This window comes from Streptacidiphilus sp. EB129 (genome assembly GCF_041262645.1).
Classification (GTDB): Bacteria; Actinomycetota; Actinomycetes; order Streptomycetales; family Streptomycetaceae; genus Streptacidiphilus.
The window spans coordinates 18482-43114 of sequence record NZ_JBGCCS010000035.1 but is presented as its reverse complement, the minus strand read 5'-3'; the positions used below and the strand labels follow the sequence as shown (position 1 = coordinate 43114).

Annotated in this window: 34 protein-coding genes; 19 read left to right on the top strand and 15 right to left on the bottom strand. The window is 69.8% G+C overall.

What is annotated here, in order from left to right; translation table 11 throughout:
- Window positions 1-52 precede the first annotated feature (52 nt).
- From ABH925_RS30825 to ABH925_RS30790, 8 genes are read right to left on the bottom strand one after another with little or no spacing between them, the layout of a single operon-like run.
- Window positions 53-439 (bottom strand): RRQRL motif-containing zinc-binding protein, encoded by a 387-nt coding sequence (locus ABH925_RS30825; protein WP_370153285.1) that lies wholly within the window; start codon window positions 437-439, stop codon window positions 53-55.
- Window positions 439-663, bottom strand: coding sequence for a hypothetical protein (locus ABH925_RS30820; RefSeq protein ID WP_370153283.1), 225 nt, complete (start codon window positions 661-663; stop codon window positions 439-441). Before ABH925_RS30820 ends, ABH925_RS30825 begins: the two co-directional genes overlap by 1 nt.
- Window positions 663-2291, bottom strand: a complete 1629-nt coding sequence (locus ABH925_RS30815) for a hypothetical protein (RefSeq protein WP_370153281.1) — start codon at window positions 2289-2291, stop codon at window positions 663-665. Before ABH925_RS30815 ends, ABH925_RS30820 begins: the two co-directional genes overlap by 1 nt.
- Window positions 2288-2590 carry a hypothetical protein gene (locus tag ABH925_RS30810; protein WP_370153279.1) on the bottom strand — a complete coding sequence of 101 codons (303 nt, stop codon included), beginning with the start codon at window positions 2588-2590 and terminating at the stop codon, window positions 2288-2290. The genes ABH925_RS30815 and ABH925_RS30810 overlap by 4 nt, the downstream gene beginning before the upstream one ends.
- Window positions 2590-2904, bottom strand: coding sequence for a hypothetical protein (locus ABH925_RS30805; RefSeq protein ID WP_370153277.1), 315 nt, complete (start codon window positions 2902-2904; stop codon window positions 2590-2592). Before ABH925_RS30805 ends, ABH925_RS30810 begins: the two co-directional genes overlap by 1 nt.
- On the bottom strand, window positions 2901-3080 hold the full coding sequence (locus ABH925_RS30800; protein ID WP_370153275.1) for a hypothetical protein: 180 nt from the start codon (window positions 3078-3080) through the stop codon (window positions 2901-2903). Before ABH925_RS30800 ends, ABH925_RS30805 begins: the two co-directional genes overlap by 4 nt.
- A complete protein-coding gene (locus ABH925_RS30795) occupies window positions 3080-3475 on the bottom strand; it encodes a hypothetical protein (RefSeq protein ID WP_370153274.1) in 396 nt (131 codons plus the stop codon). The genes ABH925_RS30800 and ABH925_RS30795 overlap by 1 nt, the downstream gene beginning before the upstream one ends.
- Window positions 3472-4152, bottom strand: coding sequence for a hypothetical protein (locus ABH925_RS30790; protein ID WP_370153272.1), 681 nt, complete (start codon window positions 4150-4152; stop codon window positions 3472-3474). The genes ABH925_RS30795 and ABH925_RS30790 overlap by 4 nt, the downstream gene beginning before the upstream one ends.
- Before the next feature lie 354 nt (window positions 4153-4506).
- Here ABH925_RS30790 and ABH925_RS30785 point away from each other — a divergent pair, with 354 nt between their 5' ends.
- On the top strand, window positions 4507-4989 hold the full coding sequence (locus tag ABH925_RS30785; RefSeq protein ID WP_370153271.1) for a GntR family transcriptional regulator: 483 nt from the start codon (window positions 4507-4509) through the stop codon (window positions 4987-4989).
- Between the two features lie 3 nt (window positions 4990-4992).
- Window positions 4993-5763 (top strand): GntR family transcriptional regulator, encoded by a 771-nt coding sequence (locus ABH925_RS30780; protein WP_370153269.1) that lies wholly within the window; start codon window positions 4993-4995, stop codon window positions 5761-5763.
- An 80-nt stretch (window positions 5764-5843) separates the two neighbouring features.
- Here ABH925_RS30780 and ABH925_RS30775 read toward each other — a convergent pair whose 3' ends face one another.
- Window positions 5844-6131: a hypothetical protein gene (locus tag ABH925_RS30775; RefSeq protein WP_370153267.1), complete on the bottom strand. Its 288-nt coding sequence runs from the start codon at window positions 6129-6131 to the stop codon at window positions 5844-5846.
- Between the two features lie 327 nt (window positions 6132-6458).
- Between ABH925_RS30775 and ABH925_RS30770 the strand changes: the two genes are divergently transcribed.
- From ABH925_RS30770 to ABH925_RS30700, 15 genes are all read left to right on the top strand, one after another.
- Entirely contained in the window at window positions 6459-7640 is a 1182-nt protein-coding gene (locus ABH925_RS30770; protein ID WP_370153266.1) for a hypothetical protein, read from the top strand.
- A gap of 14 nt (window positions 7641-7654) precedes the next feature.
- Complete coding sequence (locus tag ABH925_RS30765) at window positions 7655-8227, top strand: GNAT family N-acetyltransferase (protein WP_370153264.1); 573 nt, start codon at window positions 7655-7657, stop codon at window positions 8225-8227.
- Window positions 8228-8338: 111 nt separating this feature from the next.
- Window positions 8339-8614 (top strand): hypothetical protein, encoded by a 276-nt coding sequence (locus ABH925_RS30760; RefSeq protein WP_370153262.1) that lies wholly within the window; start codon window positions 8339-8341, stop codon window positions 8612-8614.
- A complete protein-coding gene (locus ABH925_RS30755; protein WP_370153260.1) occupies window positions 8611-9000 on the top strand; it encodes a hypothetical protein in 390 nt (129 codons plus the stop codon). The genes ABH925_RS30760 and ABH925_RS30755 overlap by 4 nt, the downstream gene beginning before the upstream one ends.
- Window positions 9001-9662: 662 nt before the next feature.
- Window positions 9663-10748, top strand: coding sequence for a hypothetical protein (locus tag ABH925_RS30750; RefSeq protein WP_370153258.1), 1086 nt, complete (start codon window positions 9663-9665; stop codon window positions 10746-10748).
- A 78-nt stretch (window positions 10749-10826) separates the two neighbouring features.
- A complete protein-coding gene (locus tag ABH925_RS30745; protein WP_370153256.1) occupies window positions 10827-12239 on the top strand; it encodes a replicative DNA helicase in 1413 nt (470 codons plus the stop codon).
- Window positions 12239-12994, top strand: a complete 756-nt coding sequence (locus tag ABH925_RS30740) for a DnaB-like helicase C-terminal domain-containing protein (protein WP_370153254.1) — start codon at window positions 12239-12241, stop codon at window positions 12992-12994. The genes ABH925_RS30745 and ABH925_RS30740 overlap by 1 nt, the downstream gene beginning before the upstream one ends.
- Entirely contained in the window at window positions 12994-13506 is a 513-nt protein-coding gene (locus tag ABH925_RS30735; protein WP_370153252.1) for a hypothetical protein, read from the top strand. Before ABH925_RS30740 ends, ABH925_RS30735 begins: the two co-directional genes overlap by 1 nt.
- Window positions 13507-13510: 4 nt before the next feature.
- Window positions 13511-15820: a Mucin-19 gene (locus tag ABH925_RS30730; protein ID WP_370153250.1), complete on the top strand. Its 2310-nt coding sequence runs from the start codon at window positions 13511-13513 to the stop codon at window positions 15818-15820.
- Complete coding sequence (locus tag ABH925_RS30725; protein WP_370153248.1) at window positions 15817-16164, top strand: hypothetical protein; 348 nt, start codon at window positions 15817-15819, stop codon at window positions 16162-16164. Before ABH925_RS30730 ends, ABH925_RS30725 begins: the two co-directional genes overlap by 4 nt.
- Window positions 16161-16430 (top strand): hypothetical protein, encoded by a 270-nt coding sequence (locus ABH925_RS30720; RefSeq protein WP_370153247.1) that lies wholly within the window; start codon window positions 16161-16163, stop codon window positions 16428-16430. The genes ABH925_RS30725 and ABH925_RS30720 overlap by 4 nt, the downstream gene beginning before the upstream one ends.
- Entirely contained in the window at window positions 16427-17140 is a 714-nt protein-coding gene (locus ABH925_RS30715; protein WP_370153245.1) for a hypothetical protein, read from the top strand. The genes ABH925_RS30720 and ABH925_RS30715 overlap by 4 nt, the downstream gene beginning before the upstream one ends.
- Window positions 17119-17379 carry a hypothetical protein gene (locus ABH925_RS30710; RefSeq protein WP_370153243.1) on the top strand — a complete coding sequence of 87 codons (261 nt, stop codon included), beginning with the start codon at window positions 17119-17121 and terminating at the stop codon, window positions 17377-17379. Before ABH925_RS30715 ends, ABH925_RS30710 begins: the two co-directional genes overlap by 22 nt.
- A 94-nt stretch (window positions 17380-17473) precedes the next feature.
- Complete coding sequence (locus ABH925_RS30705) at window positions 17474-17764, top strand: hypothetical protein (RefSeq protein WP_370153241.1); 291 nt, start codon at window positions 17474-17476, stop codon at window positions 17762-17764.
- On the top strand, window positions 17761-18027 hold the full coding sequence (locus ABH925_RS30700) for a hypothetical protein (RefSeq protein ID WP_370153240.1): 267 nt from the start codon (window positions 17761-17763) through the stop codon (window positions 18025-18027). The genes ABH925_RS30705 and ABH925_RS30700 overlap by 4 nt, the downstream gene beginning before the upstream one ends.
- 67 nt (window positions 18028-18094) lie before the next feature.
- Here ABH925_RS30700 and ABH925_RS30695 read toward each other — a convergent pair whose 3' ends face one another.
- Entirely contained in the window at window positions 18095-18349 is a 255-nt protein-coding gene (locus ABH925_RS30695; protein ID WP_370153238.1) for a hypothetical protein, read from the bottom strand.
- Window positions 18350-18538: 189 nt separating this feature from the next.
- Here ABH925_RS30695 and ABH925_RS30690 point away from each other — a divergent pair, with 189 nt between their 5' ends.
- Complete coding sequence (locus ABH925_RS30690) at window positions 18539-19327, top strand: hypothetical protein (RefSeq protein WP_370153236.1); 789 nt, start codon at window positions 18539-18541, stop codon at window positions 19325-19327.
- A gap of 615 nt (window positions 19328-19942) precedes the next feature.
- Here the strand turns inward: ABH925_RS30690 and ABH925_RS30685 are convergent.
- The 5 genes from ABH925_RS30685 to ABH925_RS30665 form a co-directional block, all read right to left on the bottom strand.
- Window positions 19943-21220, bottom strand: a complete 1278-nt coding sequence (locus tag ABH925_RS30685) for a replication-relaxation family protein (RefSeq protein ID WP_370153234.1) — start codon at window positions 21218-21220, stop codon at window positions 19943-19945.
- A gap of 708 nt (window positions 21221-21928) precedes the next feature.
- Complete coding sequence (locus tag ABH925_RS30680; protein ID WP_370153233.1) at window positions 21929-22768, bottom strand: hypothetical protein; 840 nt, start codon at window positions 22766-22768, stop codon at window positions 21929-21931.
- Between the two features lie 57 nt (window positions 22769-22825).
- On the bottom strand, window positions 22826-23122 hold the full coding sequence (locus tag ABH925_RS30675; RefSeq protein ID WP_370153231.1) for a hypothetical protein: 297 nt from the start codon (window positions 23120-23122) through the stop codon (window positions 22826-22828).
- Window positions 23119-23589: a hypothetical protein gene (locus ABH925_RS30670; protein ID WP_370153229.1), complete on the bottom strand. Its 471-nt coding sequence runs from the start codon at window positions 23587-23589 to the stop codon at window positions 23119-23121. The genes ABH925_RS30675 and ABH925_RS30670 overlap by 4 nt, the downstream gene beginning before the upstream one ends.
- Complete coding sequence (locus ABH925_RS30665; RefSeq protein ID WP_370153356.1) at window positions 23586-24320, bottom strand: hypothetical protein; 735 nt, start codon at window positions 24318-24320, stop codon at window positions 23586-23588. The genes ABH925_RS30670 and ABH925_RS30665 overlap by 4 nt, the downstream gene beginning before the upstream one ends.
- Here ABH925_RS30665 and ABH925_RS30660 point away from each other — a divergent pair.
- Window positions 24279-24473 (top strand): hypothetical protein, encoded by a 195-nt coding sequence (locus ABH925_RS30660; RefSeq protein ID WP_370153358.1) that lies wholly within the window; start codon window positions 24279-24281, stop codon window positions 24471-24473. The two genes, ABH925_RS30665 and ABH925_RS30660, sit on opposite strands and share 42 nt — an antisense overlap.
- The last annotated feature ends 160 nt before the right edge of the window (window positions 24474-24633 follow it).

Here is a 24633-nt window from a genome sequence, read left to right as displayed (position 1 = left end):
CGTCGCAGTTCGTGCAGGTGGCGCTGTTCGTCAGGGGCTCGGGGAGGCCGGGTCAGGCAGCGGCCGCGACGGCCGGGCCGTCCAGGCACGGGACGCAGGCGCCGAGGCTGGTCGGGATCACATAGCCGCGGTCGATGCCGCACTCGGGGCAGGTCCGGCGGGCGAGCATCGCCGCCGCGTGGGAGCGCCACCGGCCCGGAGTCATTGGGTTGACCGGCCGGGCCAGTTCGGTCCGGTACAGCGAGGCGGTGCGGATTCCGCCCTTGCGCTGTGCCTTGCGGGAGCACCACATCAGCTGGCCGGCGACCGGCTGGGAGCCGGGCGCCAGGCCCCGGCGGCGCAGCTGCTCCTTCGTCTCGTAGCCGTCCGGGGCCAGGCGGTATGGCCAGGTCGGCAGGCCGTAGCGCTTGCCCTCGGGGTCGTAGAACCGGGCGGACATCAGGACCGCCTTTCCAGGCTCGCGACGGCCTGGTGGATCCGGTCCCAGCACCAGGACCGGGACGGTCCCGCGACCGGGGCCGGCTGCTCGCCGGTCTGGTCATGGTGCTGGGTGCGCAGGGCGGTGGTGTGCCGGTGCACCTGCGCGATGGTGACGGTGCGTCCGTCCGCGAGCTGCTCGGCGATCCAGGCCGCGACGGCCTCGGACTCGGTCGTCGTGGTCATCAGGCGCTCCTGACGACGTGCAGTCCGCCGTTCGCGGCGAGCTTCTTCCCGGCCGCGATCCGCTCGTAGACCCAGGTCCGGCTGGGCGGCTGGACGACCTTGGCCCGGCGCCTCTGGGGGAGCTGCTCGTTGGCCTTGGTGCGCAGCCGCATGGACTCCGCAAGGACGGCCTTCCAGTGCGGAGCTGCCCCGTCCTTCGAGGCTCGGATCTGGTCCGCGACCCACTGGTCCAGGACTCGGTTTTCGTCCGTGTCGAACGTCTTCGCGGTCTGCGCGGCGGCCTTCTTCGCGCCCTCGGACAGGTTCCGTCCGGCGGGCTCCACACGCGTGCGCGGTGTCCGCGCAGGTGTCCGCGCGGGGGCGGGCGCGGTTGTAGGCGCGGGCAGGGGGACGAACGGGTTGATCTGCGGTGATACCGTCCGATACAGGGGGTTTCCGAACCGGTCCAGCAGCCCTGAAATGGGCTCTCCGGCGTCCCGCGTGGGGGGATTCACGACCCCGTCCGCGGACACGTAGACGGACGGTTCACGGTCCGTCTCACCGGTCGGCGCGGACTCCTCCGGAGCCGCCTGGAGCGCACCGGCGTCGGTCACCTTCAGCCGCTCCGCACGGGCCCGGTGGTAGTCCGCGAGGATCACCGCGAGCAGCTCCTCCGCCTGCACCCGAATGCCGAGCATCTCCGCACTCAGCAGGACCATCAGCTCCGGCGGGAGTGCGTCCTCGCCCGCCCCCTCGAACACGGCGTACGCGGCGAGCCACGCCTTCTGCTCCGTCAGCGCGTCGTGTCCGGCGATCGCCCGCAGCCGCATCGCGCAGTCCCAGACCTCCGGGTACTTCTTGCCCCGCTCACGCCGGTCCCGGCGTTCGTTGGCCAGCCGCTTCCGCTCGGCCCGCTGCAAGGCCTTCGCCTCGCGGTGCCGACCGATCTGGATCAGCTGCCACAGGGCGACCGGAACGATCGACGACGCGGCCAGCACCATCGCGGCGCGCACGTTGTTCCCCCGGCCTCCGACCGAAAGCCCGGTCTGCCAGTTGATCGACGCGGCCAGCAGCGCGAACAGCCAGGCGGCGATCCGGTAGGGCCACGCCGCGCGGTTCGCTTTGAGCGCCTTGGCCTCGGCAGCGGTCGCAGCCCAGGCCGAGCACTCGAGCATCACCGGGAGCAGCACGACCATGACCAGGTCCAGGCCCATGTGGTTCAGCGTCGTGGCCTGCGAGATCAACGCCGGGACGATGGAGCAGGCCATCACCACCAGCGCGGCGGCCAGGTCCAGGTGTTCCGCGACCCAGGCCGGCGCGGACCGGACGAACGTCGCCCGGCGCTGCTGCCGCTCCTTCCTCGCCCTCGCCCTGTCGGCCTTGCGGATCTTGTACGCCTTCTCCTTGGCCTCCCGCGCCTCACGGTCCTTGTTCTGCTGGTTGGTGGCCTCCAGCGTCTTCAACGCGAGAGCGGCCTCGGCCTGGACCTTGGCGTCATCGCGGTCCGCCTGACGCTCGGTCGCCTTCGCCTCGATCGCCAGTTTCTGCTGGGCCAGTTTCTGCTGGGCCAGCTGCTGCTGGACCCCGAGCTCCAGCTCGTGCTCGAGCCGCTTGTCGTCGCGCCGGGAGGCGCGGTAGTCGATGCTCACTGCTCTGCCTCCATTCGGAGTTGGGCCAGGGCGATGCCCCTGGCGGCGCACTGCGCGGAGTCCCACAGGCGGGCGGGCTCCTTACTGCCGACGACCTCGGTGCGGATCCAGCCCCACAGGGTCGGATCCGAGCTGCTGTCCAGCTGATCGGCCTCCAGGCCGCAGGCGGGGTCCGGGCACATCTCAACCAGGGCGGTCGTCTTGCGTCGGGCGGGCGGCGGGGTGCTGCCGTCCTTGTGGTTCCAGTTCCGGTTCGCCGCGGTGGCGGCCGGCTTCTTCGTCTTCGTCGGGGTGGCCATCACGCCGCCTCCGTCCCGGCCGGCACGGCCAGCGGTTCGGGCTTCCGGGCCAGGACCGCCTCGACCACCCGCCAGTGCGGGGCAAGCCGGTAGTCCTGCTCTTCGGCCTGGCTCTTCACCGAGGCGATCAGCGTGCGCAGCTGCGTGACCGCCAGCTGCGGGTCGTCCAGGGCGACCAGCGCCGCCCCCAGGGCCGAGGCGAGCTCCGCGTTGAGCTCCGCCAGGTCCCGCCGGTAGCCCGTGATCGTCTCCTCTAGGACCCTGATCCGGAAGTGGGGGTCTGTGCTGCTGGGGCTGTACGTCGGGGTGGTCATGCCGCCTCCGTCCGGGCCAGGACGGCCTGCGGGGTGATCCGGGCCAGGTCCGCCTCGCAGCGGCGCAGCAGGAGCTGGCGGTCCGCCAGGTCCTGGTCCTTCCAGAACCGGACGTCGCCGTGGACCTTGATCAGAGCCTCTTCTGCGATGTGCAGGGCGCGTTCGCGTCGCGTCATCACGGGCCTCCGGCGGGGGCCGGGGCCGAGGGGGCGTAGCGGATCAGGACCACGACCAGGCCGATGGCAGCGGCGAGGGCGAGGCGGGTGCCGAGGTCGGCGTGGACTCCGGCCCACCAGCTGCCGCCGGCTACCGCGAGGGGGACCTGCATCCAGCCGAGCAGGGCCAGGCCCCGGGTCAGCGCGATCCTCGTCTCGACGACGAGCTCCACTCCGCGGCTGTCCATCACCGCCAGGGCGAGCAGGGGCAGGGCCAGCAGCACGCGCTCCCACCAGGTCGTCCGCAGGCCCAGCGCCCAGGCGTTGCCCGCCAGGACCAGGCCGGTGAACAGCCAGGTCGACACCAGTGCCTGCCGCCGCAGTCGGTCGGCGGTCGACGTCGTCGAAGTGCTCATGCTGCTCGCACCTCCCGGACACCGATCCCGCGCAGGGCGGCGTCGACGTACAGGCCGTCGACCGCGTCGGCGTGCTCCGCCCGGGCCCCGATCTCGGTGAAGAAGCCGTGGTCGAGCATCAGCTCCAGCTGCACCGGCTGCCGGACACCGTCGACGATCAGCCGCAGCTCCCGGTAGACCCGGACCGCGTGGGTGAAGTCCTCGGTCGACTTCGTCGGCTTGAGTTCCAGCGTCACGACCACGTGCCCGAAGACCTCGGTCGTGTCCAGGACCTGCATGACCGTGCGCTCCAGCGTCGGCCGGGCGATCAGGCGCACCACCGGCTTGGGCTCCACCACCGGCGCGGCCTCGGCCTGGTCGGCGTCGTCCTCGACCAGCACACCCGGCGCCAGGACGGCCGGCTCGGCCAGGACCTCGCGGTACAGGGCCGCGGCACGCAGCGCGGTCTCCTTGTTGCGGATCTTCAGCAGGACCGTCGCGGCCCTCTCCAGACGGCGCTGCCGCCCGATCTCGCCCTCCAGCACCGGGCCGGTCCACAGCTCCGGGTCGGTGCCGGTCAGCGCGACCAGCTGCTCCAGGGCGGTGCCGGTGGCAGGCACCACGGTCGCCGCGGTGCGGGTCGAACGGCCGGTTCCGGCGTAGCTCTTACGGGTCTCACCTGCGAAGATCGTGGTCACGGGACTGTTCCTCTCACGAAGGGACTGGCCTGGTTTTACAGCGGCTCCCGGCGCTCCAACGCCGGGAGCCGCACCCGTTTCCGGGCATGGCAGCTAAGCCCTCGTAGAGGGCAGAGCTGTGGCACTGATTTGCCCTCTGCATCCGGGGCTTGACGCTCCGTCTGTTTCCGGGCTGGCATTACCGTAATGCTTTACGCGAAAGCTGGCAAGGTTGCGCGGTAGGCTGGCTACGCGTCGCTCGCCTTAACGGGATAGGAAGTAAGGTCTGTGCAGCAGCAACTACGGCAGGAGAGGGCAATGACCGGCAGGTGGACCAGTAGCTCGATGGGTTACATCGCACCTGGTGAAGCCGGAGTGGCTGGCACCTGGCAGGAAGAGGCCAAGGCCCGCGGGCGCGTCGGCTCTCAGCGACTGGTGCACGTCGCCGAGGTCGCCCCTCCCAACCAGGTACGCACCGCTCTCCAGCTCGCTCCTGACGCTGCCGCTGTGGTCCGGCGCCGGATCATGTACCTGGACGAGCACCCAGTCGAGCTGACCGACTCCTACTACGCCGCCGATCTTGCTCGCGCTACTCCACTTGCTGAACCCCGCAAGATCCGTGGTGGGGCCGTCGCCGCTCTTGCCAAGCTGGGACACCTCACTGGACGCGTCATCGAGAACATCGAGTCCCGTCCGCCAACCTCCGAGGAGCAACAGGCCCTCGAACTGGACGCCGGCGAATGGGTCCTCACTCTGTTCCGAACATCCTTCAACCAGGACGGGAGGCCGATGGAGGCCGCTGTCATGACAGTCCCTGCCCGGCACTACCACCTGAGCTACGAACTCCAGGGGCAGTGATCCATGCCATCGACCCAACCTGAAGCGCACGACAGCCGTCCGCCGTACCAGCAGATCGCTGCCGATCTCCGCGACGAGATCATGTCCGGCGAGCTGGAGCCCGGTAGCAGCCTCCCCTCGACTGCCCGCTTGACCGAGCGATTCGGGGTGTTCAATGCGACGATCCAAAAGGCCGTGCAGCTCCTGAAGGCCGAAGGCCTCGTAGTCGGACGCCCGGGAGCAGGCGTCGTCGTACGTGAGCACCGGCGCCATCTGATGACCCCAGCCGCCTACAGTGCTCCCGCAGGAGCCGGCGAGCCATACCGATGGCTCTCCGAAGCAGCAAAGCGGGGATTCCAAGCATCCAGTGAACTGCTCGCCGTTACGGAGGGCAGGCCCCCCGCCGAGGTTGCCCGGGCCCTTGATCTGGGGGAGACCGGGACTGCAGCCCATCGGACACAGATCTTGATGCTCAACGGCGAGCCCGCCGAGCTGGTGCAGTCCTACTACCCGTCCGAGATCGCCAGCGGCACAGCGATCACCGAACGACGGAAGATCCGAGGCGGGACACCAACGCTTCTCGCCGAACTCGGATACCCGCCGATTCGGACCGTAGACCTGGTCTCGGCCTGCGTCCCCACCCGAGAGCAGTTCAACGCCTTGCAGCTGCCCACCGAGCTCCCGATCCTGCGAACCTTCCGTGTCGTCTACAGCCACAGCGATCGGCCCATCGAGGTCACGATCATGGCCAAGGCCGGCCACCTCTACGAGCTGAAGTACGAGTTCAGCGCCTGATGCACGAGTGATCGTCGGTTGCTGCCCCAGAGTCGACTGGAGCAGCAACTCAACGTATTCGGGCACCGCGCTCATGGTCTTCACTGCTCCCGCCGGTTGGATCGCGCCAGCAGTGCCTTAAGAGCGGTGCCGAGAGCGGTGCTGACGAAGCTTGTGCCGATCAGCGTCGTGACAATGTCGCGGATCACGATGAGAAGCAGCGCCAGGAGCAGGCCGCCCACCAGGACCGCAGCAAGCAGGACGACGATGGGGGTACGCCGCCGGGGATGCGCCGTGCACGAGTGGGCGGCGGTAGCTGCCTGACCGTTGGACGTGAGGTCGATCGGGCGGCCGTGGGCGTCGGTGATCAGATGCCGTGTGTCGTTCATGATGTCCCTCCCTCGCATCGCGTCTGGCTTGCCTTGCTGGTGATGATGTTTCAGCTAGATCGCGTGACCGCGCGCGGTCCGGAGGAGGACCATTAGCGGACCGCATCCGGACCAGAACCGGACCACGGGCAGCTTGGTGGCGAGTCCGGGGAAGACTGGCCGTATGAGCAGCGAAAACGAGTTGGGGAGGGTCCTGTGGCTGGCATTGCCGGCGGTCGGGAGCCGCGCACCGTGCTGGAGCTCATGCTTTGGCAGCGCGACCAGACCTTTGAGGAGATCAGCGCAGAGTTCATGGCGCTGGCAGGTCGCCTTGGCGAAGAAGCAACCATGAGCCCCCGCCACCTGCGGCGGCTCGCAGCCGGCGAGAGAGCGAGTACGACGCCTGTCACTCGCCGGGTTCTCCAGGCGATGTTCGGCAAGGCGCTGGACGAGTTGCTGCGGCCCTGGTCGCAGGTCTCGGCCGGTTCGGGCTTAACCGTCGCCTCAGGCAGCCAGGACACAGAGAAAGAACTGATCACCATGGCAGCAGAACGAGCACGCCAGTTCGCGACCCTCACCGGGCAGGACAACCTGACCAGCGAGGCGATGGACCTGGTGACCGAGGACGTCCGCCAGCTCACACTCGACTACCCCCAGCGGCCGCTGTCCGAGCTGCTGGGCAACATGATCACCACGCAGGAGAACATCTACGCCCTGCTGGAGCGGCGCACTGCTCCGGCGCAGGCGCGGCAGTTGTACTTCCTCGCGGCGGTGAGCGGGGGCCTGCTGGCGAAGGCGTCACACGACCTCGCTGATCCGCACGCGGCGATGACGCAGGCCCGGACGGCGTACATGTGCGCTGAGCACGCAGGTCACAACGGGCTGCGCGCCTGGATCCGCGGCATCCAATCCCTGGTGGCGTACTGGGCAGGTCGGCCGCTCGAGTCGGTGCGCTACACCCAGAACGCAGCCGAGATCGCGGCGAGCAGCCACAGCACGACCAGCATCTGGCTGCCCGTCAGCGAGGCCCGCGCGTGGGCGACGCTGGGCAACGCGGAGAAGACCCGCGCCGCGATCCAGCGCGCCGAGGACGCCTGGAACACGGCTGAGCCGGACGACCTGGACGAGTTCGGAGGGATCGCCACGTTCGGCCGCTCGCGCCAGCTCTACTACGCAGCCGAGGCGCTCGCCTGGCTCCCGTCGGAAGTCGACGCAGCCCAGAACTACTCCCAGCAGGCCGTCATTGCCTACGCCGACCAGTCGAACCCGGAGTGGGCGTTCGGCGACCAGGCGGGGAGCCACGCGGCCCTCGCCATCGCCCGTATCCAGGCCGGGGAGCTGGAAGGAGCCAGCGAGGCCCTAGCCCCGGTCCTGAGCCTCGCGCCGGAGAACCGGATCAACGGGATCGTGGCCTGTGCCCTTCGCGTGCACAAGGCGCTCGGGTCCTCGCCCCTGGCGATCGCCGGCCAGGAGCTGCAGGAGCAGATCGAGATGTTCGCCCGCACCCCGCTGAAGGCTCTCGCCCCGTAGACCAAGGAGTTCCGTTGCCGCACCCTGTCCACCTGACCGGTACTCATGTCGAGCTGCGGGAGTTCCGCATCGACGACGTCGACGGAGCGCTCGCAGTCGTCGGTGATGACCAGGTCACCAAGTGGCTCTCGTTCGACAGCCGCTCCCCGGAGCAGGCCAAGGCGATGATCCAGGGAGCGGTCGAACGCTCCCAGTACTCCCCGCGGACCGAGTACTACCTCGCCGTCACCCCACTCGGAGACGACCAGGTGGTCGGGTTCGCTCGGATCGGCCTGGCCGGCGTCCAGGCCGGGAAGCTGGGCTACGCCGTAGCCGCGCCCTACTGGGGGCGCGGCTACGCGACTGACGCTGCCCGAACGATGATCGGGTTCGGGTTCCAGGAGCTCGGACTGCACCGGATCAGCGCCGCGATCGGGCCGGACAACGCTGCCTCGATCGCGGTGGTCCGGCGCCTCGGCTTTACCGAGGAAGGAACCCTCCGCGACCACGTCTTCACCAACGGGGCCTGGCGCGATAGCGTCCTCTACTCCGTCCTCTCAGAAGAGTGGAACAGTCAGCACGGCTCTCGTACTCAGCGAGACCAGTGACCCAGCGAAGTCGCCACGGTCTCCCCGACATTGCTGTCGGCCTCATGCCCGGAGACACACGCGCCGGTGCAAACCTGCCAATACACGTATACGGGGGGTATACTTCTGCCCATGGGTGATGTCATGATCCGTGTGTCCGACTCGGTCCGCGACCGTCTCGCTGCCATAGCTGAGGCCCGCGGAACGTCAATCCGATCCCTCGTGGAAGAACTCGCGACGACGACGCTCACGCCTGCCGAACTGGCTGAGCGCGGTACACGCGTCCACGCTGCGCTCAAGCAGAACTTCGGAGTCGATATCGCAGATAGCGACCATGCAGAGCTCCAGCGCCGAATGGACGCGACCCTGGCCCAGGTTGCCGAGCGGCAGGGCCGAGGCGCAGCGTGACACCGGTTCGATTCGTCCTGGACGACACCGCATTAGTAGCCCTCGGATCAGGTAGCCGGCAGGCGTCGGCCCTTGTCCACCGGGCCAGCACAGATCCGGGGATCGACCTGGTCGCACCGACGCTGTGCATGCTCGCTGCGGAAGACCAACGCGTCGGCGTCGCCGAGCACATCGGCATGCTGGAGGTCGTCCGGATCGGCGATCTGGACTTCCCCGGGTTGATGGGCGTGGCGGATTTCGCGCGATCCGGAATGTCCTGGCAGGCCGCCCACGGACTGTACATGGCACAGCCAGCGATCGACTTCCCCGGCTTCACCCTGCTGGCCACAGTGGAGCCCGATCGATACCCGAAGCAATTCGCAGAAATTTTCGATATTAGCGACTGAGTTCGGAACGATCACCGATCACTCCGCCGTTGATCATCCAATGGCGGAGTGCCAGCAGCCGCCTTGCGGACCGGGCGCGTCCCGCCACATAGACCCCATCAGGCAGAGGAGAATGCGCCCATGAGACTTGAGATGCCGCCGTAGAAAACGCCGAGAGCCGCCCTGGTTGGACAGGACGGCTCTCACAAAGCGCGACTCCCCAGCCTGCCAGCTCCTGGAGTCGTAGTCAGCGCGGTGACCGCGCTGGGTGCCTGGACACAGGGCCCGTGTGGTCACCTACCCAACAGCATAGAGGCGCATTACCCCAGATGCGAAGCAGCACCCTGCATCTCATGATCCGCGTCACGTTGAAGAGCTGATTTGCGACTCCCTCACACGAGGGAACGAACAGTGCACCACGGCACCACCCCGACCATCCGGTCGGAGCCCCCCACGGGCGGGGCCAAAAAAAAGTCGCGGGTCGAAACATGTCACACGCGCACCAGCGCCCACACCTCTACGGGTGTGAGGACCTTTATCCACAACACCGCTGCCCTGCGCTGCTGCGCGCCCTCTGACCTGCGACCTCTATCCACAGGCGACCTCATGCACGGTCGTCAGATGTCCACCACCTACGAAGTGTCGTGCCCTGCGTTCAAGACCTCCCCGAAGGGGATGGTCGCATGAACATGCTCCCCCGCGTCGTGAGCGACGCGGCCGTCGACTGGGTGAAGTTCGACGCCGCGCTGGCCCGGGACGGCTCCGTCGATCCGGTCGACAAAGCCCTGTATGCCGCCCTGGGGTCGTTCGTCGACCCCGGCAGCCGGGAGTCCGATGAGGACCTGGACGCCGCTGATGTTCCCACCCGGAAGGTGCTGGCGGCGTGCATCGGGCGGTCGGTCGACACTGTGGACCGGTCGACGAAGCGACTGGAGGAGGCCGGCCTGCTCGAGGTCGACCGACGCCCGGACCCGAAGAACCCGCGGCTGAACGTGCCCAGCGTCTACCGGCTGCTGGACCACGAGCGCTGGGATGAGCGTGCCGCCGCCCGGGCGGCGGCACGCCTCGCGGACAAGAAGGCCAAGGCTGCGGCCAGGGCCGCAAAGAAGGACGCCCCGGGGCCGGCCGCATCCCAGGGGGGTGGCCGCACCCATGCGGCTACCCCTGACGGGGGGGTGGCCGCACCCATGCGGCCAGGGTCGCCGCATGGGTGCGGCCAGGGTGGCCGCACCCATGCGGCGGTTCCTTCTTCTCTTAAAGAATCTCTCTCTCGAGAGGGCGGAGAAGGATCACCCGCGACCGTGACGGCTGGTGCCGATGGGACGGAGAGAGAGAACACGGCTGCGCCGACAACCGCACCCGCAGCAGCAGCGCAGCAGGCCTTCGGGGACGTTCCGGCGCAGCGGGCGGAGCAGGAGCTCGGCCAGGAGCAGCTCGACCTGGTCCTGGCGGCCTATGAGGAAGCGCGCGGCGGTAGGGCCCTGAACGGCACACGGCAGCAGCTGCTGACGGGCGCGGCGGAGCTGCTCGCCGCCGGCCGTCCGCTGGCCTGGGTCGTGGACCGTGCCCGGGAGCTGCCGCAGTTCGGCACCGACCTGGTGCGGCACGCCGAAATGTCCCGGGTGCCGTTCGGCCGGTCGGTGTCCCGCAGCAGCGGCCAGCCGCGCACGGACTGCTTGACCTGCCACGGCTCGGGACTCGCGGAGGACCTGACCGGGATGCCGATCGGTCCGTGCGACTGCATCACCGCCGCGTCCACGACCGTCTGACCCATCACGTAAGCGGCGGCCGGGAACCCCTGAGAAAGGCCCGGCCGCCGAGGAACCCCGAAGCATCGGAGATCATCTATGAGCGTAGCTGTGCAAGGCCCCGACGACGATGACGAAATCCCCTGGCCGTTGGACGACACCACCACCTCGGTCGAATCCAAGGCGACCGACATGCCCCAGGACCTGCTCTGCGAGCAGGCCACCCTGGGCGGAATGCTCCTGTCCAAGGACGTCATCGGTCAGGTGGAGCAGGCCCTGCGTGGCCCCGCCGACTTCTACCGCCCGGCCCACCAGACCATCTACCGCGCCATCCTCGACATGTACGGCAGGAACGAGAACGTCGACCCGCTCACCCTCGCCGACGAACTCGATTCGCACGGTGAACTCGTCGGCATCGACCGCGGGCGCAATGGCCAGGCCTACCTGCACACCCTGGTCCACGTCGTTCCCGTCGCCGCCAACGCTGTCGACTACGCCCGCTCAGTGCGCCGGCTGGCCGAACGGCGCGACCTGATCGGGATCGGGCAGCGGATCGAGCACATGGCCCGGGTCGGCGCCAGCGGCAGCACCCAGGTCCTACTAAACACCGCGATGGCCGAGCTGCAGAGCCTGGCTGTCGGGCGTCAGCAGAACGAGAAGCTCTCGGTCGCCGACCGCTGGCCCGACTACCTGGAGACCAAGGAGAGCGGCGAGGACCAGGACATCCTGTCGTCGCCGTGGGAAGACCTGAACGAGATCCTCACCGTCAAGCCGGGCATGTTCGGCACCGTCGGGGCTGCCACCAGCGGCGGCAAGAGCCTGTTCGCCCAGAACTGGGCAACCCACGTGGCACTGCGCTGCAACAAGCCGGTGCTCTTCGGCTCCCTGGAGATGTCCGGCACCGAGATGCTTGACCGGATGCTCGCCGCCGAGGCCCGCATCCCGCTGAACCGCGTAGCCAAGGGCGGGAGTGCCTGGACCGATGAGGACTGGGACAAGGTCGCCAAGGTCAACGACACCATGAGCCGGGCCGACAACCTGATCCTCGACGACTCCGGAAGCCTGACCGTCTCCCAGCTGCGCGCCCGGATCCGCACCATGGCAGCCCGCGACCAGCTCCCGGCCCTGGTGGTCGTCGACTACATCCAGCTGATGACGCCGGACCCCGGATCGGAGTCCCCGGTCCGGGCTCAGGAGATCGCCAGGATCAGCCGGGACCTCAAGATGCTCGCCCAGGAATTCAAGATCGTGGTCATCGCCCTCGGCCAGTTCAACCGAGCCGCCAACGGCCGGCGGCCACTGCCCACCGACTTCAAGGAGTCCTCGGCGATCGAGCAGGACTCCAACTTCATCATCCTGCTCCACACCGAAGTCGACGCCGAGAACAAGCCCGTCAAGCCTGGCGAGCTGGAGGTCCACGTGGCCAAGAACAGGCAGGGGCCCAAGGGCCGCCAGCTCGACATGGCCATGCAGGGGCACTACGCCCGCATCATTCCGATGGGAGCCCTGTGATGCCACAACGCCTTGAATCGCCCTGGCCTGCCTTCAACGAGCTGCTCGCTCTGAGGCCAGGGACGGTGACGACCGTGGTGTCCCTCAGCGGTGTCGGCAAGTCCACCCTGGCTCTGAACATCGCCACTCATGCTGTGGCTGATCAGCACGCCAGCGTCGCCTACACCACCACTGAGATGAACGTCCGCCAGGTCCACGAAAAGACCATGGCCGCTCACATCGGCGCGGACATCCGAAACGACACCTTGGACACTCAGCAGCTGAGTACCCTGCGAGCCTTCGGCCTCGAGATGGACCGGTTGCCCTTCCGAGTCCTCCCCCTTGTCGGGATGCACCACGACGTGGGAGTCATCGAGAGGCTGCTGGACGAAATGCACGCGGATGGCAAGCCAGCCGACCTGCTCGTAGTCGACTCCATCCAGGGCATCCACGAACCCAGCGACCCCGACGGTCCGCGGAACGTGATGGGCACCCTTCGCCTCCTCAGCGATCTCCACGATGTGGCAGTCCTCGCTGTCTCCCACCTCAAGGAGCCGACCCGCACCAGCCCCGGCCTGGAAGCCATCCAAGGCGACGTCGTGGACCGGTCGGACACGGTGCTGGCCCTGCACCGGTCCACCAAGTACTGGGACTTTCACGACCCCGACGACCCCAGCAGCACCATCACAGTGCTCAAGGGCTCCAACCCCGGCGCCGTGATCCCGCTCGTCCTTCAGGCCCCGTACGCCCGCTTTGTTTCGGAGGGATCCGAGTGATGGAGAGCAAGGAAAATCCGATCATCAACCCTCCAGCCGAGGGCCTGTGCCCGGTGTGCGAGCAGACCACCCGGATCCGCAGAAACGGCTCGCTCTACAAGCACCCAACACTCGGAACCGCAGTTATCACCACGATCACGGCTGACGACGACAACTGCACCGGCTCCGGCCGGCTGCCGTCCGTCGTGCTGGAGATGACGTTCGCCCGCTGGCTGCACGCCCACCGCGCCCGCAGGGACTTCCGCACCAACGACATCACCCTCATTGCGCAGTACGCGTTCGGCGAGCGCAACAGCTGCGCACCGCTGCGGACCCCAGAAGACGTCAACTGGACTACTGCTGACGGATTCCACGCCCACATCCACACCCGCCCGACCGGCCATGTACCCGAGGGAACCAGCTGCGACTGGCGCTGCCGCATGATCGAGGCAGCCAGCGCCGTTCACCAGGCGGCATACGCATCGCCTGGGCACAGCGAAACCCGTTCGGCACCCAAGCAGATCAAGGAGTAGCGCGATGGACAGCAAGGAGTACACCGCCGGCCTCGGCGAGCTGCGGGGGATCCGGGACGACATCAAGAAGCTGCAGAAGCTGCTGGCTGACCTGGTGTCAGACCGCGACAAGCGGATCGTCGGCCTGGGCGGCTACGCGAAGGCGAACGCGGACCGGATCGCTCCGGCGGCCGGGTTGAGCGTGGTCGACGTCGTCGCCCTGGTGCCCCACCTGGGCCCGCAGCAGCCCCAGGACGCCCCGCAGACGATCAACGCGGACGCCAGCGCCCCCGTGATCACCAGCGGCCCGCAGACGGCCGCACAGCCGATCATGGAGCCGGTCGGCGCGACCCCGCCGGACCTGCGTCCGGCTGCGCCCTCGCTGGAGGCCTCGGTCGACGCGCTGCTCGGCCAGGTCGACGCCGGGCAGCAGGCCGACGACGCTGTCGCCGAGCCGGAGCTGGCCGCCGCCGTGGCGGAGCCGGTGACGGTCGTCGACATCGAGGACCAGGCCGCCGTCCCCGTCGCTGCGGGCCCTGCCCCGGTGCAGGTCACCGCCCCGGTGCCCGCGGCCGCGCAGGCCTCGCCCGCGCAGGCCTCGCTCGCGCCGGTCGCGGTGGTGCCGGTGACGGACCGGGTGTTGCCCTCGATCCCGGCCGGTGAGGCCGGGGACCGGTGGATGACTCCGACGGCGAACCTGACCTCGAAGCGCCCGAACTTCACCCAGCAGGTGAGGCAGATGGCGTTCCTCGACACGCTGACCGGGGTGCTGGTCTGCCGTCAGCAGCAGGTCCGCCTGGACCTGGGCTCCGGGTCGGTCGCGGAGATCCTGAACGCTGTCTATGCCACGGTGCCGCCCGAGGTGGAGCGGATCTACATCACCGCGGGCGACCCGTGGCACCGCGACGCGGAGCGGTACCCGTACCTGCGCGACGCGGTCGCGGCCTGGCTCGCAGGTCCTCTGCCCGAGGGCTGGAAGGTCGAGTCCTCGCGCGGCAAGGACCGCATGGCCGGGCACCTGGTCCACGAGCGGCGCCCGGTCGGCCGGTGGCAGCGCGGCGACCAGCACACCGAGATCCGGTCCGTGGCCGAGTGGTTCGACCCGGCCGGGGCAGACCCGGCGCTGGTGCGCGACGCGTTCGTGCTGATGTGGAAGCACCTGCACCACCAGTGGGACGACGTGGTCCTGATGGGCTCCCCCTCGCAGACCGGGCGTGACCTGTGGTCGCGCACCATCCCGGTGAAGACGAACTCGAAGTGGGCCGACGGCTACCCGGTCATGTCGCAGGAAGTCCGCGGGCTGCTGCACGCCACCGCCGGCCAGGGCCGCACCGAGCTGCTCACCCCGCCGCTGGTGCCCCAGCAGCTGCCGCGCTGGACCGAGCTGGACCGCACCTTCGCCTACGCCAAGCACTGCTGGAGCAGCGGCGTCGGCGAGCCGCGCCGGGTCTCCGCCGCGGTGTTCGCCGCGATGTCGGAGAAGGAGCAGACGAACGCGCTGTTCGCCCCGAGCCACTGGCAGATCCGGGTGACGGTGCCGGCCGGGTGGGAGCACGTGGGGCTGCTCCCGGCGCCGGTCAGCGGCGACAAGGCGTGGGCGTACCCGGCCGAGCCCGGGCGCACGTTCACGACCTGGGCGGGCGGGGCCGAGGTCAACCTGGCGCTGCGCAACCCGCTGATGCCCTGGCGGATCGAGATCCTGGACGGCCTGCTCTGGGAGGCCGGCACCCCGCTGAAGGAGTGGTCGACCAAGCTCAAGGACGTGTGGGGGGCGCTGCGCGCGGTCTCCGAGATCCACGCGGACCCGCGCCAGCGGCAGGCCGCAGCCCTGGCCTCGCGCGGAGTGCGGGCGATCCTGCTGTTCGGGATCGGCGGGTTCGCGCAGCGGCCGAGGATCACCAACGGGCAGGTCCTGCTCGGCCAGGAGCACGAGGTCCCCGACGGTGCGCAGATCGTCGGCTTCACCGACACCCACGTCACCTGGCAGCGGCACGACGGCTTCTCCCGCGACCCGAACGCCCACCCCGAGTGGGCGGCCGGAGTGTGGTCCGCGGCCCGGGCGGCGCTGCTGTCGACCCGGATGCGCGAGGACAACGTCAGCGTCGGTGCCCTGCACCTGCCGCCCGGCAGCATCGTGGCGTTCCGCACCGACGCGATCTACACCACCGCGGAGCACGTCGCTTGGCCCTACCACGGCCAGCCCGGCGACTACCTGCTCAAGGGGCACATCCCCGATGCGGTCCAGGCCCCGACCACCGATGACGAGTTCTTTCTCCTCCAGGCTGCCGGCCGCGCCCGCTACGACGCCGACCGGCTCCAGGCGGTGAACCCGTGACCGGCACCGACCTGGGCAACACCGAGTGGGACGGCAAGTGCTGGACCGTCACCAACATCATTGAGGAACCCGTCACCGGCTACCACTACCGCTGCCAGGCCGACGCCCAAGCGGTGGCGCAGCCGCTGGGCCTGGTGGCCCTGCGGGTGTACTGCGCCACCAAGTGCACCCACCCCGCCCCGCCGATCTGCTGCCACTGCGGCGACCCGATCACCGGCGACTGGATGTCCAACATCCCGCGCCCGGGCCAGGAGTCGGTGCCGATCCGGTTCCGCCACTTCGACCGGCGGGCCTGCCTCCACGAACTGCCCCTGCTCCCGCTGCTCCAGGACGTGACCGGATGACGCGGTCCACCCCCGAGACGCGTCTCGGTGTCGCCCGCGACGCCGACGGGGCCCTGTACATCCCCGCGCAGCAGGTCACCGGCCTGCTGCGCGGCCTGGTCGGCCAGTTCCAGGACTGGGGCCAGGACGATGAGCAGCCCGTCCTGGACCAGGCGACCCTGCACCTGGTCACCGGGGCCCTGCTCGACGCCGCCGACCAGATCGACGTCGAGTGCATCTCCCGCACCCCCACCCAGCAGAGCGACCAGGAAGGTGAGCAGCCGTGACCCAGCCCACGCCGAACCAGGCAGCCCAGCTCACCCAGCAGCTCCTGGACGCCGGCTACACCAAGCGGCAGGTCGGCCAGATCATCGGCCGCGACCCGAGCCTGGTGTCCCAGTTCTTCACCAAGAACAAGGGCCAGAGCTTCGTGCCCGCGCTCCAGCGCGCGGTCGAGGCGATGCAGGTCGGCGCCGCGAACACCCCCGAGGAACTGCGGGAGGTCGTCGGCGGCCTGGTCCACCGCCGCACCACCGCCACCGGGCGCAAGGCCCGGGTGCGGGCCAAGGACGTCGTCGGCGACACCCGCCGCTCCTCCCTGGCCCGCGCCGCCCGCCAGCACATCGCCTCCGGGGCCTCCCGGCTGCGCCCGGTCGTCACCGACCAGGCCGCCGTCGGCGGGAAGATCGCGTTCACGGTGAGGGCGAAGAAGGGGGCGTTCGTCTACGACGCCGGCCGCAAGAAGGACTCGCCGGGGGTGCGCCGCAACGTCGTCCAGCGAGGCGACGGCACCGAGGAACGCTCCTACGGCAACTCGGCTGGACCCGGACAGGGCGAGTCCGGCTTCGACGCGGGCGAGTGGAAGGACCGCGTCGACGCCGCCGGCGGCGACGTCGCCGCCGCCGTCAAGGGCTGGCTCACCAGCACCGGCCGGATGAAGGCCGACGCCGACCTGACCCACCTGGAGGTGCGCGGATGGAAACCGAAGCCCAGCTGAGCGAAGGGACCGAACCCGTGACCGCCCAGGTCGTCGTCGAAGCCGAGCTCGACCTGCTGGAGGCCCGCGGCCGGGCCCTGATGTACACGATGCGCACCCGGCCCCGGGACAAGGACCGGCCGCTGTGGCGGGCCGACCTGCACGCCACCTGGCGCGAGTGGGACCAGAAAATCGACGACCTCGGCGCCCTGATCTCGGTCGCCGCCGCGCCGGAACAGGAGACCAAGCCGTGCACCTGACCAGAAAGCCCGCCCGTTCCCTACGGGCGCCGCACACCGGGCGAGTAGCGTCGTTCCCGGCAGCAGCGACCCGCACCGACCCCAGGAGCCCGCGATGACGTCCGCCGTCCAGTACCCCGGCCCTGCGTACGTGCCGCCGATGACCACCCTGCGCGAGCTGCGCGCCGCCCTGGCCGGCCTGGCCAAGCTCGGTGTGCCCAGCGAGCTGGAGAAGTTCGAGGCCGACCTCGAGCAGACCCCGCTCGACCAGGTCCCGGCGCTCGCCGCCCGCTACCGCGACTACGTGCTGCGCAACAGCAGCACCGAGGCCGTGGACGCGCTGACGATGAGCACCGAGCAGTCCGCCGCCGAGCTGCGCCGAAAGATCGCGGAGGGGCGCCGGTGAGCCACGCGTTCTTCTCCGACGCCGCGGAGAAGGTCTTCACCGGCCTGACCCGCTCCGAGCAGGCCGCGGTGACCACGATCCGGGCCGCTCTGCAGATCGGCCCCCGTCAGGGCGACCCCTGGCCCGAGGGCGACCCGCAGGCCGAGGGCTTCGTGATCCGCCTCAGCGAGAGGCAGACCGGTGGCCGTGGCATCAGCGTCGTCTACCGCTACCACCCCGACATGGACGCCTCCCTGATTCTGTGGCTGATCGTCGGCCCCTGACCGCCGTACTCCGCCGAACCGCGAAGCCCCCAGGCCATCAGGCCGGGGGCTTCGTTGGTTTCCGGGGTCAGTACCTGTCGGCCAGCGGCCGGGGTTGGCCGGGGCCGGCGGGGTGGACCTCGATGCCGCCGTCGCTGTTGAGCAGGACACGCCGCTCTGGGTAGGTGCGTTCGGCGGTGACGACGTCGCGGTCGTCGAAGTCGCCAGCGAACAGCAGCACGCCGTCGACCAGCTCGGCCTTGACTACCGCCGTGGGCCAGCGGTGCAGCAGGGCGTCGACGGTCATCGGTTCGTCAGCTGCGGGCAAGTCGGGACCTGACACCTGCCCAGTGTGGCAGCGGGCGTCGACGTCACCGGGCGACCTTCACTCGTTCGGCGGCCAACCTTTCGGCAAGGGGGCCTGGCGCGTCGATTCCTCGCCGGTACCGGCCATTCCCGGGCCTATGGCCAACACGACCTGCTCCAGCGGGGTAGCGATGTACGGGTTGGCGACCGAAGGGGGAGGACCAGCATGGCGATGAAGTGGTGGCAGGACCGCAAGGACCGGGCGCGGCAACAGGATGCGGACATCGAAGAAAGCGTGCGCCACGGAAGCCTGCTTCGCAAAGCCGCCGGGATCGTCACTGTCGACCTGCGGTGCGCTGAGCACACCTGGGAGTTCATCTGCCGCGAGGCCAGCGCAGTCGATGGCGAGAACTTTCGGCCCCCCGGCACCGACATGATGATCCGTATGGACGGCGCAGTGACCGTGCCGCTTTCCGGGCCAACCCTGGTGGTGGTCCTGGAAGCCATGCACCAGGTAGCCGAGAGCAGCGGCGCTGAAAATCGCATCCGGAGAGCTCTCGCCAGCAGGGTCTACATCAACCTCTTCAGCCATCTCACGGTCAGCGATCTCGGCATCAGCAGTGACACCAGCAGACCTGTGGGCACTCTCACTGTCGATGACCGGCCAGTAATCCGTGCAACCGAAGAGGACGACATGGATGGGGACGCACCGGCCTACGGGTACGGCGAGCACGACAGGCCCCTGGCGACGCGACGCGACCAGGTCGCCGAGGACATCCGCGGGGTGCTGCGCTCCGGCGGCTGCCGCGAGTTCACCGACGACCACGGCGGCTTCGCAGTCGAGGTAGCCGGTGATGAGCGTGGTGCTCCGTTCCTCGTAGCCGCTGCCGACGACGACGGAGACCAGAAGGCCGACGTGATCCGCTACACCGAACTGCTGTGCGCGGCCGGCTACCGGGTCGAACCCGAGGACGACGACCCGCTCAGCATCCAGGTCTGGATCCCCAGCCGCTGACTCCCCGCGCCCTCGGTGCGCACCGCACCACCGCACCTCTACGTCGAAATCGCACCTGCGCACCGCACCGCATCACCAGGTGCGGTGCGCAGGTGCGCGGATGCGCAAAACGGGCAAACCCGCTGGGCTTGGGCTGGGCAAGGGCCGAATCGGACACCCCTTGCCCAGCGTTCGGTCGGTGCGCACCGCACCCGCCGGCGCACCGCACCTGATGTGCGGTGCGCCGCTCTTCGGCGCACCGGCCGCACCTGATGCGGTGCGCCGGTGCGGCGAGGTGACCTGGGAAGACTCTCCGGGCAAGGGGCTGGGCAAGGGGGCAAACCGGACCCCCTTGCCCAGCACTCCACGGTCGGTGCGCACCGGCGCACCCGCACCGCACCGACCACCGCTGCACCTGCGCACCGCACCGGCGCACCCGCACCGCACCGGTGCGCCGTGCAGCACGGTGGTGCGGGTGCGTCGATGCTGCGTCAGTGGGGTGCGTCAGTGCCGCGTTGCGGCGGTGACGTGGGCGAACGGGTGCGACGGTGGCGCTGACGCAGCACCGACGCACCCGACCGACGCAGCTGCTGCACCGGCGCCGCGCCGGGTGCGGTGCAGCAGCCCTGGGTGCGGTCAGCGGCGGTTGCGCAGCAGTCCGCGGCGGCGTGTTGCTGCGGCTTCCGCTGCTGCGTCCTGGAGGGCCTGCTGCTGCCGGGCCTTCGTGCACGGCGCGCAGTCCTCGGCGGTCCAGGGTTCTTCACCGGTGCCGGTGGCTTCATCGAACCAGGACGGCAGGAAGGTCTTCCCGCAGCCGGCGCACTGCCGCTGCGCCTCGCGTCGGGCCCTGCTGATCCGCGCACGCTCCTGCTGCTCCTGGTCGCGCTGAAGCTGCTCCGCCTTCCGCTGCTCCTCCGCCTCACGGGCCAGCTGCGCGCGGAGCGCCTCGCCGTCGGGGTTCCACAGTGCCTCCTGGAGGGTCTGCAGCCTGTCGCGGCCGAACCGGCGCCAGACCTCGCCGTCAGCGCCTTGCTCGGCGAGCAGCTTCTGGGTGGTGGCGATGATCGGGATCGTTTCGTCGTAGTCGCGCCAGGCCTCGCCCTTGAAGTGCCGGGGCCGCCAGGTGGCGCGGGAGAGCTCCTGGACCCGCTGCATCCCGTTGGCCAGCGCGACGGGGCCGCCACCGCCGAAGACCAGAGCGACGGGCGGGTGGCCCTCGTTGGCCTTCTTCCCGTAGCGCAGGAACCACAGCGGCCTGGTCCGGTCCTCGCTGTCCTTGCCGGTGGAGTTGAAGTACTCGAGGTAGGCGGTGAACTTCGCGGCGACGTCGACGGCGGACATGGTGTTGCGGTCGACCTCCACGAACAGCATCGGCAGCCCGGCCTCGGGGGCCCGCAGCACCGCGTCGGTGATGATCCGCCGCTTGGTCGAGGTCACGTGCAGGACCTCGGTGCGCCACTGGTGGACCTGGGCCAGGCCGGCGCGGTGGAACGCCAGGACGACCTGGTTGACGGCCATGGCGTGCTGGGCGCCGGAGCGGGCCGCGCCCTCGCCGGTGCCGCCCAGCTCGGTGCCCGGCGGCAGCTCGGCCAGCGCCGCGCGCTGCCCGCGCGGGGTCAGCCGCCAGATCGCCCGGGCGTTGCGTTCGCGGGTGTTGCCGTCGCTCCAGGTCAGTCCCTTCGGCAGCTGGCCTGTGGTGGGCAGCGGGCCGCGCAGGTCGAGCAGGGCGTTGCGGACGGCCTTGTCGCTGCGGTCGGTGGGCTGGACCAGCTGCCACAGAGTGTCCGCGGTGGCCAGCGTCAGGACGCCCAACGCCGCCAGGACCCTCCCGCGCACGACGGCGGTGGAGTGGTGCGGGTTCGGTGCGTCCGGGTTGTACCGGCTGCGCCGGGGGCGCGAGGTGGTGTCGGCCATGGGGTGGTGCTCCTTCATCGGTGCCGGCCGCCCCGGTCCGGGGCGCGGTCCGCACACCCTGCGCCGACCCCCCTTGTCCGCAGTCTAATCCGGTAAGCGCGCGGCGCTGATCTGGGCAGACGCGCGGCCGGTGCTGGCAGGCTGAAACCGGCGCGCGGCGCGGGCAAGGGGGGAGCCCGGGGTGGTGCGCGCCCCGAATGCTGCCGGGACCCCCCTTGCCATCTGTCTGGACAATCCCGCGCGCCCACCGCGCCGCGCCCCTGTCGACGCAACCCGCGCGCCTTCGATAGTGGGAGTGAAGCGTCTTGACACTCCTTTGAACCTGGGAGTGACGCGTCTTGACATTCCTTCGATTCCACGGAATCTCACCGATTCCGAAAAACTTCAGAAATCGCGGGGCAGAGCACCCGCGCGAGGCGCGCAGCGCGCCGCCGCAGAACCTGTCCATAGGCCCGGCCGCGCGCGCCGCGCGGTCCAGAGCCTGTCCACCGCCAGCGCCTCCGCGCCAGCGCCTCCGCGCCGCGCGCCTCCGCGCCAGCGCCTCCGCGCCGCGCGCCTCCGCGCCAGCGCCTCCGCGCCGCGCGCCTCCGCGCCGCGCGGACCGGACGGGCGCGCCGCGCGATGTCGGTGGGCGCGCCGCGCGCCTGATCTGTCCAATTGGACACACCGCGCCGCGCGGGGGCGCGCGGCGCGGCATTCCAAGCGCTCCTACACGAACCGGTTGCTGCGCGGGTCGAAGTCCCACGCCATGGTGCTGCTCGCGACGAGCAGCTGGCCGACCCGGACGACGCCGCGGTCGATCTGGACGTCGTCGGCGTAGGACAGGGCGGCGATGACCCGCCGCGCCTCCAGGCGCCGGTCCTCGGTCAGGTGCGCTTCCCGGCACAGGTACCGCACCTCGGGGCCGTCGACGGTCACGGTGCCGCCGTACATGTCCTGGCAGGTGGAGCACTGCACGGTGCTGACCGAGTTGTCGGTGACCTTGCTGACCCGGTCGGCCACCTCGATCGTGTAGCCCGGGGCCGGGGCGGGGGCCGGCGGGAACCCGCGCACATGATCGTCGGTCAGACCCTCCAGCCGTGGAAGCAGCCGGATGGCGGTGTGGCGCATCGCGGAGGGGCCGGGCGGCATGTCGCCCATCGGCTCCTCCGGCTCCCACTGGTAGATCAGCCGCTGGTAGACCTGGCCGACGCCGTCCCAGTAGCCACCCGAAAAGCTCTGCGGAAGGCGGTGGCCGCGGGCGTGCAGCACCTCGCCGGCCGCGACGTGCAGGCGCGGCTCGCCCTCCGGCAGGCCGTCCAGGAGCAGCAGCTCCCGCACCCGGGCGATCGGCACCTCGGCCGGGGTGGTGCCGTCCTGGTGGGCGGCGGTGTAGAGGGCGAAGGCGGTGACGGCCAGGGCGCCGTCGTCGCCTGCCCAGGCCGGTTGCAGCAGCCGACCGGCACTCTGCACCGCCTCTTTCCAGGCTGCTGGGGCGGTGTCGGGAGTGAGGTAGCCCAGGGCGTCCGCCAGCGTCCAGGGCACTCGGGCGGCACGGGCAGTGGTCATCGCTTCGCTTCTCTCTCGCGGCCGGTCAGCAGGGTTGGGGGGCGGTGCGGTGCCGGATCAGGGACCGGCCTCCAGAGCGCCAGCGGGCTCCAGGCGCGGACCGGCCAGCGCCATCGGCTCCAGCGCGAAGAACAGCGTGCACGAGTCGCCGCCCTCGGGGACGTTGAAGTGCTTGCGCGTCCGCTCCACCAGGGCGAGGTACGCCTCCTGGCGGGTCGTGCCGGGCACATACAGCGTGTAGACGCCCTCCCAGCTGCTGGTGAGCGTGATCCGGTGCTCATCGCCCTCACTCCACTGCAGCGTGATGATGTAGTGGTACTCGACCCCGGGGACCTTCGCGGACGGGACGCTCACGCTTCACCGGCCAGCAGGACAGGGATCTTGGCAGTCAGCGTCGTGGACTCGTTGGACATGAGCGGGCTGGTGGCCCTCGCCGCGGTGTAGGTGCCCTGGGCGGTGAAGCCGCCGACGCTCAGCGCGATATGGCCCGGCAGGAACTGGGAGGTGGGGTCGAACCCGATCCACGTTGCCCGCGCCGCGTTGACCACCCGGTAGCACCGGGCGTCCGACTCATCGAACGTCGTCTCCTCTACCGACCACCCCGCCGCGTCGCGCACCCCGAAGGCGACGATGCTGGTCTGGAGAAACGGAACCTGCACCACCTGCGTGATCACCTCGTACCGGTGCCGGCCGCGCAGCTGGCTGGCCATCTGCGCAGTGGTGGCCGGGTTCTCCAGAACCATCTGGATCACCTGGTCGGCGGCGGCCCGCTGCGCGCCCTCGGGCTGGTGACTGCGGCGCCACCACGGCTTGGTGCTCATCGGTACTCCCAGGGGTCGGCGGTGACAATGTCTTCGGTGCGGATCACCGCGACCAGGCCGTGGTGGTCGGAGGCCCCGGCCGGGGTGTCGAGCAGCTGGTAGGAGACCAGGCCCGGCACCAGCGGGCGGGAGACCCACAGCTGGTCGATGCGGTCGTCGGTCCCGGTCGCCGCCAGCAGCGAGTCGTCCTTGCTCTGCTGGTGCAGCTCCCGGGCGACGTCGCGCAGCCCGTTCTGAGCGAGCTTCCAGGCGACCCGCCGGTCCGCTTCCAGCGGCCGGTCTACGGCCGGGTCGTGCAGCCGGGTGCGGGAGCCGACGTTGTAGGGCCGCATCGCCGCGAAGTCGGGATCCGGTCCGTCCTGCGGTGCGTAGTTGATGTCTCCGCCCAGCAGACAGTACGGGCCGAGCCGGTAGATCCGGCTGGCCATGTAGTCGGCCTCCTGGACCGCCTTGTCCGCGCCCCACGGCGTGACGTGCACGGATGCCACCGACAGCGGTGTCGGCAGGCCGACGTCGAAGGAGATCACCCCGAAGCCGTGGTGGGTCTCGCGGATGTTGTCGTCCGTCTTCCAGGCGACCCGGCGGCCCATCGTCTCGCGCCGGTACAGCACCCCCGGACCGCGCCCGCTCAGGCTCGGTGCCAGGATCCCGTCCATGTCCAGGTCCCGCTCAACCTGGCACAACAACTTATGGCCATCGCGCTCGAACGACTCACATTCCTGCAAAAGCACCAGGTCAGGGTGATGTTTTCTGATCCGTTCCAGCAGCAGTGGCCAACGATTCTCAGCATTGCCGGATCCGTCGAACACCCCTCCTCTGCCCAGATTTTGACTGAGAACAGTGATCAGCACGAAGGTGCTCCCTTCAGCGGGATGGTCGTGTAGGTTCTCGTTTCCCGCGTCCACTTCTCATGAACCCTGCCCACTGTCCGGCCAATTGGACGCCGCTGCGAGACGTACTCAAGTGCGGTAGCTCGCTCGTTCGAGTGGTGATCGCGAGGCTCTGAACGGAACGTACTCCGCCCGTGTGACCTTGGTGACAGGA